The 14,510-nt window shown below is 69.8% G+C and carries 12 protein-coding genes and 1 tRNA gene; 4 read left to right on the plus strand and 9 right to left on the minus strand.

The genetic code is table 11. The features are described from left to right. Positions 1-14: 14 nt before the first annotated feature. A complete protein-coding gene (locus tag DMB66_RS33485) occupies positions 15-3,347 on the minus strand; it encodes an efflux RND transporter permease subunit (protein WP_125808125.1) in 3,333 nt (1,110 codons plus the stop codon). A 136-nt stretch (positions 3,348-3,483) separates the two neighbouring features. Here DMB66_RS33485 and DMB66_RS33490 point away from each other — a divergent pair, with 136 nt between their 5' ends. Next, the gene (locus DMB66_RS33490; RefSeq protein WP_233625030.1) at positions 3,484-3,966 is read left to right on the plus strand and encodes a MarR family winged helix-turn-helix transcriptional regulator; all 483 of its coding nucleotides are present in this window, start codon (positions 3,484-3,486) and stop codon (positions 3,964-3,966) included. Positions 3,967-4,017: 51 nt separating this feature from the next. Here DMB66_RS33490 and thrC read toward each other — a convergent pair whose 3' ends face one another. The 4 genes from thrC to argS all read right to left on the minus strand — a co-directional run bounded on the left by thrC (position 4,018) and on the right by argS (position 9,505). Continuing rightward, a complete protein-coding gene (gene thrC / locus DMB66_RS33495; RefSeq protein ID WP_125808126.1) occupies positions 4,018-5,067 on the minus strand; it encodes a threonine synthase in 1,050 nt (349 codons plus the stop codon). Positions 5,068-5,145: 78 nt separating this feature from the next. Beyond that, positions 5,146-6,450, minus strand: coding sequence for a homoserine dehydrogenase (locus DMB66_RS33500; RefSeq protein WP_125808127.1), 1,305 nt, complete (start codon positions 6,448-6,450; stop codon positions 5,146-5,148). Further along, entirely contained in the window at positions 6,447-7,832 is a 1,386-nt protein-coding gene (gene lysA / locus DMB66_RS33505) for a diaminopimelate decarboxylase (RefSeq protein ID WP_125808128.1), read from the minus strand. Before lysA ends, DMB66_RS33500 begins: the two co-directional genes overlap by 4 nt. Positions 7,833-7,834: 2 nt before the next feature. Then, positions 7,835-9,505 carry an arginine--tRNA ligase gene (argS, locus tag DMB66_RS33510; protein ID WP_125808129.1) on the minus strand — a complete coding sequence of 557 codons (1,671 nt, stop codon included), beginning with the start codon at positions 9,503-9,505 and terminating at the stop codon, positions 7,835-7,837. A 96-nt stretch (positions 9,506-9,601) separates the two neighbouring features. On the opposite strand from argS, the gene DMB66_RS33515 reads away from it, so the two are divergent. The 3 genes from DMB66_RS33515 (at position 9,602) to DMB66_RS33525 (ending at position 11,205) form a co-directional block, all read left to right on the plus strand. Continuing rightward, positions 9,602-10,396 carry a DUF3105 domain-containing protein gene (locus tag DMB66_RS33515; protein WP_125808130.1) on the plus strand — a complete coding sequence of 265 codons (795 nt, stop codon included), beginning with the start codon at positions 9,602-9,604 and terminating at the stop codon, positions 10,394-10,396. Next, positions 10,396-11,067, plus strand: coding sequence for a DUF305 domain-containing protein (locus DMB66_RS33520; RefSeq protein WP_125808131.1), 672 nt, complete (start codon positions 10,396-10,398; stop codon positions 11,065-11,067). The genes DMB66_RS33515 and DMB66_RS33520 overlap by 1 nt, the downstream gene beginning before the upstream one ends. A gap of 66 nt (positions 11,068-11,133) precedes the next feature. Beyond that, positions 11,134-11,205 (plus strand) — tRNA-Arg (locus DMB66_RS33525). 225 nt (positions 11,206-11,430) lie between these two features. On the opposite strand, the gene DMB66_RS33530 is transcribed toward DMB66_RS33525, so the two are convergent. The 4 genes from DMB66_RS33530 to DMB66_RS33545 all read right to left on the minus strand — a co-directional run bounded on the left by DMB66_RS33530 (position 11,431) and on the right by DMB66_RS33545 (position 14,501). After that, a complete protein-coding gene (locus DMB66_RS33530) occupies positions 11,431-12,006 on the minus strand; it encodes a PIN domain-containing protein (protein WP_125808132.1) in 576 nt (191 codons plus the stop codon). A gap of 16 nt (positions 12,007-12,022) precedes the next feature. Next, complete coding sequence (locus DMB66_RS33535) at positions 12,023-12,472, minus strand: helix-turn-helix domain-containing protein (protein ID WP_125808133.1); 450 nt, start codon at positions 12,470-12,472, stop codon at positions 12,023-12,025. Positions 12,473-12,744: 272 nt separating this feature from the next. Next, positions 12,745-13,962 carry a cytochrome P450 gene (locus tag DMB66_RS33540; protein WP_125808134.1) on the minus strand — a complete coding sequence of 406 codons (1,218 nt, stop codon included), beginning with the start codon at positions 13,960-13,962 and terminating at the stop codon, positions 12,745-12,747. A 71-nt stretch (positions 13,963-14,033) separates the two neighbouring features. Beyond that, a complete protein-coding gene (locus tag DMB66_RS33545) occupies positions 14,034-14,501 on the minus strand; it encodes an SRPBCC family protein (RefSeq protein ID WP_125808135.1) in 468 nt (155 codons plus the stop codon). Between the last annotated feature and the right edge of the window lie 9 nt (positions 14,502-14,510).

Below are 14,510 nucleotides of genomic sequence, written 5' to 3' on the forward strand. Positions count from 1 at the left end.
CCGATGGCCCAGCATCAGGCCGGCGGCGGGGTGGCCGGGCGACGCGGCATCCGCAGGACCTCGAACTGGTCCGTGTATCCGCGCAGCGCCCCGCTCGGCGGCTCGGCTGTCAACCGCGCCGGCTGTCCGGCCGGCGAGTCCTCCGGCGCCTCGTGCGCGCCGCCGCTCGATGCCGGTGCCGGGGAGTCCGCCGCGACCACCGCGTCCGGCTCGTCCGCCGCGTGCCTCGGCGTCTCCGGCGTACCGCTGTTCTTCACTGCCTTCAGGGCCCGGCGCCGTTCGCGCCGGGTGCGGCCCTTGAGCTTGGTGTTCTCCACCATGGTGTAGAGCGTCGGCACCAGGACCAGGGTGAGCAGCGTCGAGCTCACCAGGCCGCCGATGACCACAATGGCCAGTGGCTGCGAGATGAAGCCGCCCTCGCCGGTCAGGCCCAGGGCCATCGGCAGCAGCGCGAAGATGGTCGCGATCGCCGTCATCAGGATCGGGCGCAGCCGGTGCCGGCCGCCCTCGACCACCGCCTCCTGCACTCCCATGCCGGCCTGGCGGTAGTGGTTGATCAGGTCGAGCAACACGATCGCGTTGGTGACCACGATGCCGACCAGCATCAGCACACCGATGAGCGCCGGAACGCCGAGCGGGGTGCCCGTCGCGAGCAGCAGCGCGATCGCGCCGGTCGCCGCGAACGGGATCGAGATGAGCAGCAGCAGCGGCTGCAGCAGGCTGCGGAACGTCGCCACCATGATGACGAAGACGATCGCGATCGCCGCGAGCACGGCCAGGCCGAGGTCCGCGAACGCGTCAGCCTGGTCCTGGCTCACGCCGCCGATCTCGAAGCTCGCCCCCGCCGGCAGTTGCAGGGCGTCGAGCTTCTTGGTCAGCTCCGTGGTGGTCTTGCCGACGTTCGAGCCCGTCGCCGTGCCGTTGACCGTGACGCTGCGGTTGCCGTCGATCCGGGTGACCTCTTCCGGGCCGCCGACCTCGGTGACGTCGGCGACCGAGTCGAGCGGGACGATCTGGCCGGCGGGAGCGGTCAGCGGCAGCTTGCGCAACGCGTCGGCGCTGGCCGGCGGCGCGCCCAGCGCGACGACGACGTCCTGGCCGACACCGTCGATGCTGATCTGCCCGGCCGGCGCCGAGCGGAACGCCCCGGCGACCGACTGGCCGATCGCGGCCTCGGTGAGACCGCGGGCCGCGGCGGCGGCCCGGTCGACCTTGACGTCCAGCCGGGGGATGCTCGCCGCGAGCGTGCTGCTCACGTCAGTGACCTCCGGCGTCCCGGCCATCGCGTCCTGCACCTGCTTGGTCGCGGCCGCCAGCGCCTCCTGGTCGCTGGCCTGCACGACGACGGCCAGGGCGCTGCCGTCGAAGCCGGTGCCGCTGTCGCTGCCGACGGTGACCTCGCCGACGTCGGTCATCCCCTTGAACTGCTCGCGCAGCTCGTCGGAGATCTTGGCGGCGTCGGCGTCCTCCGCCAGGGCCACGTTGAAGCTGGCGCCGCTGGCCCCGCCGGAGCCGACAAACGGGTTGAAGTCGCCGTTGCCGACGGTCACCTGGTAGTTCTTGACGTCGCTGCGCGCGGCGAGCAGGGCCTCGACCTTCTTGGCCGCCTCGTTCGTCGTGGTGAGGTCGGTGCCGACCGGCAGGTCCTGGGTGATGGCGATGGTGTCCTGGCCGGACTCGTCGAGGAAGTTCGTCTCCAGCCGGCTGGCCAGCCCGAGCGTGCCGATGAGGATCACCACGCCGATCGCGACGGTGCTCCACCGGGTGCCCCGGCTGCGCGTGACCCAGCGGATGACCGGCAGGTAGGCGCGCTGCAGCGGGCTGCGGAACTCCTTCTCCTCGGCGGCCCTGCGGACCTCCTCGGACTCGGAGCCGCCGGCGGCGGGCCGCAGGAACCAGTACGCGAGCACCGGTACGACGGTCAGCGACACGAAGAGCGAGGCGACCAGCGCGACCGTGACGGTGATGGCGAACGGGGCGAACAGCTGGCCGACGAAGCCGCCGACGAGGGCGATCGGGGCGAACACCGCGACCGTGGTCAGCGTGGAGGCGGTGACCGCGCCGGCCACCTCCTTGACGCCGGAGGTGATCGCGTGCACCTTCGCCTCGCCGTACCCAAGGTGCCGTTTGATGTTTTCCAGCACGACAATCGAGTCGTCGACCACCCGGCCGACCGCGATGGTCAGCGCACCCAGGGTGAGCAGGTTGAGCGAGTAGTCGCCGAGCTTGAGCGCGATCAGCGCGATGACCACGGACAGCGGGATGGACACCGCCGTGACCAGCGTCGAGCGCACCGACAGCAGGAAGACCAGGATCACGATCACGGCCATGATCAGGCCGAGCAGGCCCTCGGTGGTCAGGCTCTCGATCGACTTCTCCACGTACGGCGCCTGGTCGGTGATGACCGTGAGCTTGGCGTTCGAGGACTTCTCCAGCTCGGCGAGCTTGTCGCGGACCTCGTGCGAGATGTTGACCGGGTTGCCGTCGGGCGACGCTGTGACCGCGATGCCGAGGCTCTCGACGCCGTCCGTACGCGTGAACGACGTGGCCGTGGCGAGCTGCTGGGTGACCGCGGCGACCGAGGCCAGCGTGACCGGGCCCTTGCTGCCGGTGAGGTAGAGGCCCTTCAGCTCGTCGAGGGTGTCGATCGGCTCGCCGACCTGCACGCTCAGCGAGCGGGTGCCGTCGGTGACCGCGCCGGCCGGAATGGAGATGCCGTTGTTCTGCAGCAGGGTGGCGATCGCGCGCGGATCGACGCCCGCGGCGGCGAGCTTGGCCCGGTCGGGCACGATCACGATCTGCTGGGCGCGGGTGCCGGTGACGGCCACCTCGCGGACGCCCTCGATGGCGTTGAGCTCGGGCACGACCGTCTGCTGAAGCCTGTTCGCCAGCGCGGCCTGGTCCTTGCCGCCGTCGGAGGCGGCCAGGATGATCGCCGGGATGTCGTCGGTGCTGCCGGCGAAGATGGTCGGCTCGACGTTGTCGGGCAGCGTCGGCTGGATCCGGTTGACCGAGGTGGTCAGCTGGTTGACCGCGTTGTCGAGGTCGGTGCCGAACTCGAAGAGGACCTGGATGGTGGCCGAGCCCTCGCGGGTCGTTGACGTGATCGTGTCCAGGCCGTCGGCGCCCTTGACGGCGTCCTCGATCGGCTTGGTCACCTGTTCTTCCATGATCTCCGGGCTCGCGCCCGGCAGGACCACCCCGATGAACGCGCCCGGGAACTCAAGTGACGGCAGCAGTTGCTGCTTCAGGGACGGCACCGTGTAGATGCCGAAGCCGGTGATCACCACCGCGATGAGGGCGACGAGCCCCCGGTTAGCGAGACTGAGCTTGGTCAGGAATGACATGTGCTCCCCCGTGAAGGTTCGGCCTAGGCATATAGTTTGCCCGACGCGAACAAATGTTTTTCGCCGGGGTCCACTGATACCGTTTCGTCGCAATCAGGACGCGCTCCGGCCATCGGCGCGCAACTCAGGAGGTGCGGTGGCCGAGAACGAACGACTCATCGCCGACATTATGGGCGCGCAGCAGCGGCTCCAGCACCTGTTCGCCTACGACCGGTCGGATCCGCTCTTCGCGTCCCAGCTCACTATGCCGCAGCTCAAGATCCTGCTGCTGCTGTACCGGCTGGGCGACACGTCCGGGCGCGAACTGGCGGGCCTGATGGGCGTGAGCCTGGCGACGATGAGCGGCATGGTCGACCGCCTGGTGGCGCACGACCTGGTCACCCGGGCCGAGGATCCGCACGATCGCCGGGTCCGCCGGATCACGCTGAGCGGCACCGGCAAGGAGATGATCGGCAACATCATCACCGCGGGCACGGAGAAGCAGGCCCGCCTGCTGCGGCGCCTGACGGACGCCGAACTGCGCACGGTCGCGGAGGCCATGACCGCGATGGTCCGCGTGGCGAGCGAGGACGCCGAGGTCGGCGCCTGCACGCCGGTCCCGGACGCGGCCCAGACCTGATCGCGTCAGGCCTCGGGCGTCACCCAGGCGTCAGGCGTCAGGCGTCAGGCGTCAGGCGAGGTCGAGGGCCTGGGCGGCGGCGATGACGTCGTTCTTGATCGTGGTCGGGGAGGGCGCGGTGCTGATCGCCCACTCCGGGTCCTTGAGGCCGTGGCCGGTCACCGTGCAGACGACCGTGCCGCCGGCCGGGATCATGCCCGCCTCGGCCTGCTGCAACAGCCCCGCCACGCTCGCCGCGCTGCCCAGCTCGACGAAGACGCCGACCTCGCGGGCCAGCAGCCGGTAGGCCGACAGGATCTCCCGGTCGGTCACGGCCGAGATCAGCCCGCCGGAGGCGTCCCGGGCGTCCAGCGCCTTGGTCCAGCTCGCCGGGTTGCCGATCCGGATCGCGGTGGCGATCGTCGACGGCTCCGGCACCACCCGGCCGTTGACGATCGGGGCCGCGCCGGAGGCCTGGAAGCCGTACATCTTGGGCACGACCTTGCTGTTGCCGGCCGCGTGGTCTTCCTGGTAGCCCATCCAGTACGCCGAGATGTTGCCCGCGTTGCCGACCGGCAGGCAGTGGACGTCGGGGGCGGTGCCGAGCGCCTCGACGATCTCGAAGGCGGCCGTCTTCTGCCCGTGCAGGCGGAAGATGTTCACCGAGTTGACCAGCGAGACCGGGAAGTCCTGGGACAGCTTCGAGGCGAGCGCGAGGCAGTCGTCGAAGTTGCCGTTGACCTGCAGCAGCTTGGCGCCGTGCACGAGCGCCTGGGCCAGCTTGCCGAGCGCGATCTTGCCCTGCGGCACGAGCACCGCGCAGGTCAGCCCGGCCCGGGCGGCGTACGCGGCCGCGGAGGCACTGGTGTTGCCGGTCGAGGCGCAGATGATCGCCTTCGAACCCTCCTCGACCGCCTTGGACACGGCCATGGTCATGCCGCGGTCCTTGAAGGAGCCGGTCGGGTTGGCACCCTCGACCTTCAGGTAGACGTCGGCGCCCGTCCGCCGGGAGAGCACGGGAGCGGGCACGAGCGGCGTGTTGCCCTCGTGCAACGTGACCACGGGGGTGGTGTCAGAAACCGGCAACCGATCCCGGTACGCCTCGATCAAACCCCGCCACATGGCCCTGCCCCTTCGTCGTCAACTGTGCAAGCATGCCGTACCCAGCGAAAACCGGGACCGCCCGTCCACGAAGCGGGATCACACCCCGCCCTCGACGCGCAGCACGCTGGCGATCGAGCGGACGATGTCGAGCGTGCGGAGGTCCTCGACGGTGGCGGCCAGGTTCGCGTCCGGCGCGCCATGGGTCACGATCACCAGCGTGGCGTCCTCCTCCCGGCCGGATTGCCGGACGGTCGCGATGGACACCTCGTGCTTGGCGAAGACGCCCGCCACGGTGGCGAGCACGCCCTGCCGGTCGGCCACGTCGAGGCTGATGTGATAGCGGGTGACCGCCTCACCGATCGGCCGGATCGGCAGGTGGGCGTACGAGCTCTCGCTCGGCGCGCGGGTGCCCGACAGGCGGTTGCGGGCCGCCGCCACGATGTCGCCGAGCACGGCGCTGGCGGTGGGCGTGCCCCCGGCTCCCCGGCCGTAGAACATCAGCTGCCCCGCGGCCTCGGCCTCGACGAAGACCGCGTTGAAGGCGTCGCCGACGCCGGCCAGCGGGTGGCTGCGCGGGATCATCGCCGGGTGCACGCGGACGCTGACCGAATCGGTGCCGGCCGAGTCCGGGCCGCGCTGGGCGATGCAGAGCAGCTTGATCGTGCAGCCCATCTCCTTGGCGCTGGCCATGTCGGCGGCCGTCACGGCGGTCATGCCCTCGCGGAACACGTCCGCGGCGGTGACCCGGGTGTGGAAGGCGAGCGAGGCGAGGATGGCGGCCTTGGCGGCGGCGTCGAAACCCTCCACGTCGGCGGTCGGGTCGGCCTCGGCATATCCCAGCTCGGTGGCCTCGTCCAGCGCCTCGCCGAAGCCGGCGCCGGTGGCGTCCATCGACGACAGGATGAAGTTGGTCGTGCCGTTCACGATGCCGGTGACCCGGGTCACCCTGTCGCCGTGCAGCGACTCCCGCAGCGGGCGCAGCAGCGGGATCGCCCCGGCGACGGCGGCCTCGTAGTAGAGGTCGGCGCCACCCTCGGCGGCGGCGTCGTGCAGGGCCGCCCCGTCCTCGGCGAGCAGGGCCTTGTTGGCCGTCACGACGCTCTTGCCGGCCCGCAGGGTCTCGGTGAGCCAGGTGCGGGCGGGCTCGATGCCGCCGACCACCTCGATCACCACGTCGACGTCGTCGCGTTTGACCAGTCCGAGCGCGTCGGTGGTGAACAGCGCCGGGTCGATGTCTCCGCCGCGCTGCCGGCCGGGGCGGCGGACCGCGATCCCGACGAGCTCCAGCGGGGCACCGATGCGGGCGGTCAGGTCGGCGGACTGCTCGTGCAGCAGGCGTACGACCTCGCTGCCGACAGTGCCGCAACCGAGCAGTGCCAGCCGAACCTTGTCAGAACTCATCCCACATCCAATGCGAGCAGATCATCTTCGGTCTCCCGGCGGACGATCACGCGAGACGCGCCGTCGCGCACGGCGACCACCGGCGGTCGGGGCACGTGGTTGTAATTGCTGGCCATGCTCCGGCAGTACGCGCCCGTACCGGGCACGGCAAGAAGATCTCCGGGCTGCACGTCAGCGGGCAGGAATTCATCCTTCACGACAATGTCCCCGGATTCACAATGCTTTCCCACGACGCGGGCGAGCAACGGGGGCGCGTCGGACTTCCGCCCGGCCAGGGTGGCCGAGTAGGAGGCGTCGTAGAGCGCCGTCCGGATGTTGTCGCTCATCCCGCCGTCCACGCTCACGTACGTCCGGATGCCGTCGACGTCCTTGACCGTGCCGACCTCGTACAGGGTGAACACGGACGGTCCCACGATGGCCCGGCCCGGCTCGATCGAGAGCTTGGGCCGGCTGAGGTTTTCCGCCGCGCACTCGGCATCGACGATCTTGTTGATCCGCTTGGCCAGGTCGCCGGCCGGCGACGGGTCGTCCTGCGTCGTGTACGCGATGCCGAAGCCGCCGCCGAGATCGAGCTCGGCGAGCTCGACGCCGCGCGCGTCGCGGATCTGCGCCTGCAGCGCCAGCACCCGCCGGGTGGCCACCTCGAAGCCGGACGTGTCGAAGATCTGCGAGCCGATGTGCGAATGCAGCCCGTGCAGGTCGAGCACGTCCTCGTCGAGCACCCGGATCGCCGCGGCGAACGCGGCGCCACCGGCCAGCGAGAAGCCGAACTTCTGATCCTCGTGCGCCGTCGCGATGAACTCGTGGGTATGCGCCTCGACACCCACCGTCACCCGGATCAGCACCTTGGGCCGCTTGCCGGCCTCCCGGGCCAGCGCGGTGAGCCGGTCGATCTCCTGGAACGAGTCCAGGATGATCCGGCCCACGCCCGCCTCCAGCGCCCGGGTCAGCTCCGACAGCGACTTGTTGTTGCCGTGGAAGCCCATCCGCTCGGCCGGGAAGCCGGCCGCCAGCGCGACGGCCAGCTCGCCGCCGGAGCAGACGTCGAGGAAGAGCCCCTCCTCGTCGATGACCTTGACGACGGCCTTGCAGAGGAACGACTTGCCCGCGTAGTAGACGTCCGCGCCGGCGAAGGCCGCCGCGAAATCGCGGCAGCGCGACCGCAGGTCGTCCTCGTCCAGCAGGTACGCCGGCGTGCCGTACTCCGCTGCCAGATCGAGGACGCTCACGCCGCCGATCTCCAAGGCCCCGGCCTCGGCGCGGGTCACGGTCCGCGGCCAGAGCTGCGGCATGAGCTCGTTCACGTCTTGCGGGGTACGCAGCCAGGCCGGTCCCCGATTGCCGATGTCGCCGTGCAGCGCCCCGGCCTCATGTGCCCGCATGACTACATCTTCTCCGGCGCGGAGACGCCCAGCAGTGCCAAACCGTTGGCGATCACCGTTCGGGTGGCGTCATTCAGCCACAGGCGGGCCCGGTTGGCGTCGGTGATCGGCTCGTCGCCCTTCGGCACGATCCGGCAGCCCGGCTCGTCGTAGAACCGGTGGTAGGCGCCCGCCAGCTCCTCCAGGTAGCGGGCGACCCGGTGCGGCTCGCGCAGCTCGGCCGCGCCGCCCACCACGGCCGGATATTCGCCGAGCGCCTTGAGCAGGTCGTTCTCCTTCTCGTTGGTCAGCAGCTCGGGGCGGAAGTCGGCCGCCTCGCCCCGGGTCAGGCCGGCCGCCGCGGCCTGCCGGTTGGCACCCGCCGTCCGGGCGGCGACGTACTGCACCTTGTAGACGGGGTTCTCGCGGCTGGCGGTGGTCCACAACTCGATGTCGATGTCGATCGGCGAGTCCGAGGAGTAGCGGGCCAGGGCGTACCGGGCGGCGTCGACGCCCAGCGCCTCGACGAAGTCCTCCAGCGTGACGACCGTGCCGGCGCGCTTGCTCATCCGCAGCGGCTCGCCGTCGCGGACCAGGCTGACCAGCTGGCCGATGAGGATCTCGAGGTTGCTCTCCGGGTCGTCGCCGAAGCAGGCCACCATCGCCTTCATCCGGCCGATGTAGCCGTGGTGGTCGGCGCCCAGCATGATCACGACCCGGTCGAAGTCGCGCTTGCGCTTGTCCAGGTAATAGGCGCAGTCCGCGGCGAAGTAGGTCCATTCGCCGTCCGACTTGCGCAGCACCCGGTCCTTGTCGTCGCCGAAGTCGGTGGTCCGCAGCCAGGTCGCGCCGTCGGCGTCGAAGACGTGCCCCTGCTCACGCAGCCTGTCCAGGGCCTCCTGCAGCTCACCCCGGTCGTGCAGGTCCTTCTCGTTGAAGTACGTGTCGAAGTGCACACCGAACTCGTCCAGCGACGCCCGGATCTCGGCGAACATCAGCTTGACGCCCTCGACCCGGAACACCTCCAGCGCCTCGTCCTCGCCCAGCTTCAGCGCGTCCGGGGCCGCCGCCAGCACGGCCGTGGCGATCTCCGCGATGTACGCGCCGCCGTACCCGTCCTCGGGGGCCGGCTCGCCCTTCGCGGCGGCATACAGCGACCGGGCGAACCGGTCGATCTGCGAACCGGCGTCGTTGAAGTAATACTCGGTGCCGACGTCAGCGCCGGCGGCACGCAGCAGCCGGGACAGGGCGTCACCGACAGCCGCCCAGCGCACCCCGCCGATGTGCACGGGACCGGTGGGGTTGGCGGAGACGAACTCCAGGTTGATCCGCTGGCCGGCCAGCCGGTCGGTGCGGCCGTACGCCTGCCCCGCCAGCACCACGTCGCGCGCCAGCACGCCAGCGGCGGCCGCGTCCAGGCGGATGTTCAGGAAGCCCGGCCCCGCGATCTCCACCGACTTGATGCCGGGCCGGCTGCTGAGCTCGTCGGCGAGCGCCCCGGCCAGCTCACGCGGCGCGACACCGGCCTTCTTGGCGAGCTGCATGGCCATGGTCGACGCGTAGTCGCCGTGCTCGGGATTACGGGGTCGCTCCACCGTCGTGGTCTCCGGGAGCAGGGAGACATCCAGGCCGCGGGTGACGAATATGGCACGGGCAGCTGTGAGAACGGTGGCAGCGAGGTCAGCGGGAGTCACCGAGCCATGCTATCCGGGTAGACTTTGGCGCCCGGCGGCGTACCGGGGCCTGCTCGCGGGCCCGGCCCGACCTTTCCATCGGATTGACGAGGAACGATGAGCATGAGCACCCCGGGACCCGACAGGGTCCCGTCCACCGTGAAGGTCGACAAGACGTCGGGCCAGGGCAAGCCCCCCGCCTCGAAGTCTACGGGCGCCAAGCCCGGCGCGCGCCCCGGTTCCCGGCCGCAGGGCAAGGGCGGCAAGGGCCGCAAGCCGGTCACGCCGGTCAAGGTCAGCGGCAGCCGCAACTGGGGCCCGATCGCGGTGGCCGGCGTGGTCGTGCTGATCGCGGTGGGCATCATCGGGTACGGCGTGTTCGCGTCGATCAAGGGCAGCGAGTCCTGGGAAGACAAGGCCGCCGGGATCGAGGGCATCGTCAACTACCGCGCCCAGAACAACCCGGCGATCAACTCGCAGGAGCACAAGGAAGGCCCGCAGACCTACGCGACGAATCCTCCGGTGGGCGGCGCGCACAACCCGGTCTGGCAGAACTGCATGGGTGACGTCTACCCCCAGCCGATCGCCAACGAGCACGCCGTGCACAGCCTCGAGCACGGCGCGGTCTGGGTGACCTACAAGCAGGGCCTCGCCGCCGACCAGGTCAGCAAGCTGCAGGAGAAGGTCCAGGGCCGGGACTACATGTTCATGAGCCCGATCGCAAACCTGGACAAGAACATCTCGCTGCAGGCCTGGGGCTACCAGCTCAAGGTCGACAACGCCGACGACAAGCGGATCGACGAGTTCATCCAGGCCCTCCGCCTGAAGGCCACGCTGGAGCCGAACGCCGCCTGCTCGAGCGGCAACACGACGACGGGCCCGGTCGCGGCCGCGGCACCCGCGGGCAACTGATGTCCGTCTCGACCGAATCAAGCGCGCCGGCCGACGCCGGCGCACCGAGCGACGACACCACCCCGGCCGGCCGCCGCCGCTTCGGGGCGGTGTGGCTCACCGCGGTGCTGGTGTTCGGCCTGCTCGTAGGGCTGGCGATCGGCCTGCTCGGCCCGCGCCTGGCCACCCCCGGCGACGACTCGGTCGAGGCGGGCTTCCTGCGCGACATGAGCACCCACCACGCCCAGGCGGTGGAGATGTCGATGATCGCCCACGCAAACTCGACGACCCCCGGCGTCGTCACCCTCAGCGCCGACATCGCGCTGACCCAGCACGGCCAGATCGGCTACATGCAGGCCTGGCTGAGCGAATGGCACCTGAGCCCGACCGGCTCGGCGGCCCCGATGGCCTGGATGAAGGACTCATCGGGCTCGGTGCAGAACGGCCTGATGCCGGGCATGGCAACCCCGGCCCAGATGGCCGACCTGCGCAAGGCCACCGGCAAAACGCTGGACGTGCAGTTCCTGACCCTCATGCGCCAACACCACCTGGGCGGCATCCACATGGCCCAGGAGGTCCTCCAGGAGTCGGACAACGACGACGTGACCTGGCTGGCGGAATCCCAGGTCCGGGGCCAGCAGGGCGAGATCAACCTGATCGACTCGATGCTCAAGCAACTACAGACGAGCTGACTGGCGGCGCGCCGCGGAACCGATTGGCGATGGCTCCGCGGCGCCTGCTAGGCTCAATCTCGCTGAGCCCCCGTAGCTCAGGGGATAGAGCGTCGCCCTCCGGAGGCGAAAGCGCAGGTTCGAATCCTGCCGGGGGCACCCTAGGCTTAGCAGCGCAAACAAGGCCATTGACCAGGCGAGAGCCGGTCGGTGGCCTTTCTTGTATGTCCGGTTGCACAGGGCCGGACCGGCCCTCGGCAGCCGTCCACGCCAAATGCGCCAAGGGAATCAGCGGCATTCCCGGGCACACGGCAACTACGCCGACCCAGACGGCAGCTCCAGCAGCACAGGATGCCGCGCCTCTCCGATACGACGGAAGGGACCTCAGTCTCGATTCCGGTCGGCCAGCTTCACCTGGAGTTGGTCGGCGAACGTTGGCACGCCGGCCTTAGCGAGCAGAATGGTCAGGCCCTCCGGAGTCATCGGCGGGCGGCGCTTCTCGCCAGCCACCCGGACTACAGTGTCGAGCACCTCGTCAGGCCAGGATTCGAGCAGCTCGCACAGGTAGTCGTCCGGTGTGCAGACCCGCACTCGGTGGGAGGCTAGCGCCTCGGCGGGAAAGTCGGCGTGGTTCCAGGTAACGATCGCGTCGGCGCCACCGGCAATGGCAGCGGCCATGTGCACCCGGTCATCAGGGTCTGTGCCGGGCATCCGCTCGATCAGGTGTGCATACTCAGCTTCGAGTACCTCGCTGTCGGTGAAGTACTCGCGGATCGCGGCGGTGATCGCGGCGGCGGAGGCGGCTGATCGCCGTTGTTCGCGCACGATGACCCGTTCCCATTCGGCCAGCAGAGCATTTGTCCACAGCACCTCGTGCACGCTGTCCTCGGTCAACGCCAGCATGAGATCCATTACCGAGAATGGGAACAGCACATTGGTGTCGACGAAGACTCTGGTCATCGTGAGCACCGACGGATCAGTAGGGAAGGTCCGCGGCCTGAACCGCGTCAGCGATACGGCGGCGTCCCGCCCGGCGGCGTTCCCGGCGAACCTGGAACTCCAGCACGTCCGCCAGGCGCACCACCCGGTGCCTGCTGTCGGGTAGTCGTTCCGAAGGGATCTCGCCGACGTCCAGCAGCCGAGCCACAAACGGCCGGGACAACCCGAGCAGTTCCCCGACTTCGGCCGGGGTCAGAAGGACCTCGGTAGCAAGCACGGTGACGCCATGGCCCTGCGACAGCTGGCCGGCGGAAGCGATCAGCACGGCTACCAGCGATTTGGGCAACGTGATCTCCTCCCCGCTGGGCAGCCGGAGGGTCGCCTCGGAAACCCCGGCCGTTGCGCGGCTAACGGCAGCCGCACGATCACGATCATCCGAGGTCGGTTCGACACGGGTCGCCGCACCTAGAACGCTCGAACGCGCCATCTCAGCCTCCCTGCGCCGATGATATCCGAAACAACTGTAACCCACGACAACCCATATTTCCCCATGCCGGTTCGGCTACGGCCCACAGCCGCAACCGGTCTACAAAACGATTGATATCGGATGAACTCTCATACCGCCCATCCGCGGGGCTCGCGATGGCGCCTCAGCGCAGGTATCCGACGCGGATGCAATACAGGGTGCAGCCTGTCTTGGCCATTTGCACGGATACCCCGACCGGAGGATCGGGCGGGCGCCGGACATCGATACCTGGGTCAGAAGGTGACCTGCAGCGACCCCAGTCGATGGCCGAACGGCGGGGACGGCAGCCAGTCGGGGGTCTGGTAGGCGGGCCGCAGGTCGGGGCAGCGGTTCAGCAGGATCCGCAGGCACTCGTCGGTCTCCATCCGGGCGAGCGCCGCGCCCAGGCAGTAGTAGGCGCCCATGCCGAAGCTGAGATGCCGGTTGGGCTTGCGGGTGATGTCGAAGGTGTCCGGGTCGGGGAAGGCTTCCGGGTCGCGGTTTCCGGCCATCAGCGCCAGATAGATGTGTTTGCCGCCCGGTACGGTGTGCCCGGCCAGCTCGACGGGCTCGGTCGTGACGCGGCCGATCACGCCGGCTGGGCCGTCGCAGCGCAGCATCTCGTCCACGGCGAGCGGCATCAGGTTCGGGTTGGCGCGCAGCAGTGCCAGCTGGTCGGGGTGCGCGAAGAGCAGCACGAGGCCGTTGGCTATCAGGTTCGCGGTGGTCTCGTGGCCGGCGAAGAGCAGCAGCACACAGTTGGCGACGGCTTCGTCTTCGGTCAGGGCGCCCTCGGCCTCGGCCGCCATGAACATGCTCAGCACGTCCTCGCGGGGGGCGCGGCGGCGCTCGGCCGCGATGGTCCGCAGGTAGTCGTGCATGTCGAGCATGCTGGCCTGGGCCCGGCGGATCTGCTGGATGTCGCCGTTGCCGAAGATCGGCAGGATGTCGCGCGACCATGCCTGCAACTGCTCGCGGTCGCTGGTCGGCATCCCGAGCAGTTCGGCGATCACGTTCGCGGGCAGTGGGTAGGCCAGGTCGCGTACCACGTCCATCTGGCCCTTCGGGGCGACGGCGTCGAGCAGCTCGTGGGTGAACGCGCGCACCCGTGGCCGGAGTCGGTCGACCGTCGCCGGGCTGAAGTAGCGCTTGAGCAGCCGCTGCATGCGGACGTGGTCGGCCGGAACGGTGTGTCCCATCCACATCTCGATGGACCGGCTGACCGGGCGCAGTTCGTCCTGCTCCTCGGGCGTGAGCCGCTGCAGGACCCGGGCCATGTTCGCGGTGTCCATCCGCTTGTCCCGCAGCGCGGCCATGATGTCCGCATGCCGGGTGAGCAGGTAGGCGTCGAGCTGTGGCAGCCAGGCGAGCGGGCTCTCGGCGCGCACGCGCCGCAGGAAGGCGTTCTGATCGGTCATCGCCTCCGGAGCGAACAGGTCGTATTCCCGCACGGTCGCTATTCGGGCACTCATGGATGCGATTGTGCGGGACGCCAGTGATCCATCTCTATGCCTAATTCAGCGGTGGCCGGCGAACGGCCCGGTCACCCCGGTCGCCGCTCGAGTTCGCCCTTGATGCGGCTCAGCGTCTGGCGCATTCCCGCGCGGTTGGCCTGCGGTCGCTGCCTCGCGACGCTGCCGGTGAACACCCGTCCCAGCGTTGCCGCCGCCTGATTGCGCCGATCCTGCCAGTATTCGGTGATCAGGGTGCCTCCGTCCGCCGGCGCCAGCCGATATCCCCAGCGGGACACCGGCTGGCCGAAGGTCGTCACGTCGAAGGCGAACTCCCTGCCGGGCTCGGCCGTCACCACCCGGCAGGTGGTGAACCATAGGTAGCCGCCGCGCCGGTTCCAGCCGATGAACCGCTCCGGTTGGGATCCCTGACGCCGCCACACCCAGACGGCGAAACACTCGGGGCTCCACCCGGCAATGCGCCGCACGTCCGACACTGCCGCGTACGCCTCGTCCGGTGGCACCGCCACGCTGATCTGTTCCTGGACCTCGTCGGCCATGACGAGCAC

The sequence above is a fragment of the Actinoplanes sp. ATCC 53533 genome (genome assembly GCF_003947245.1).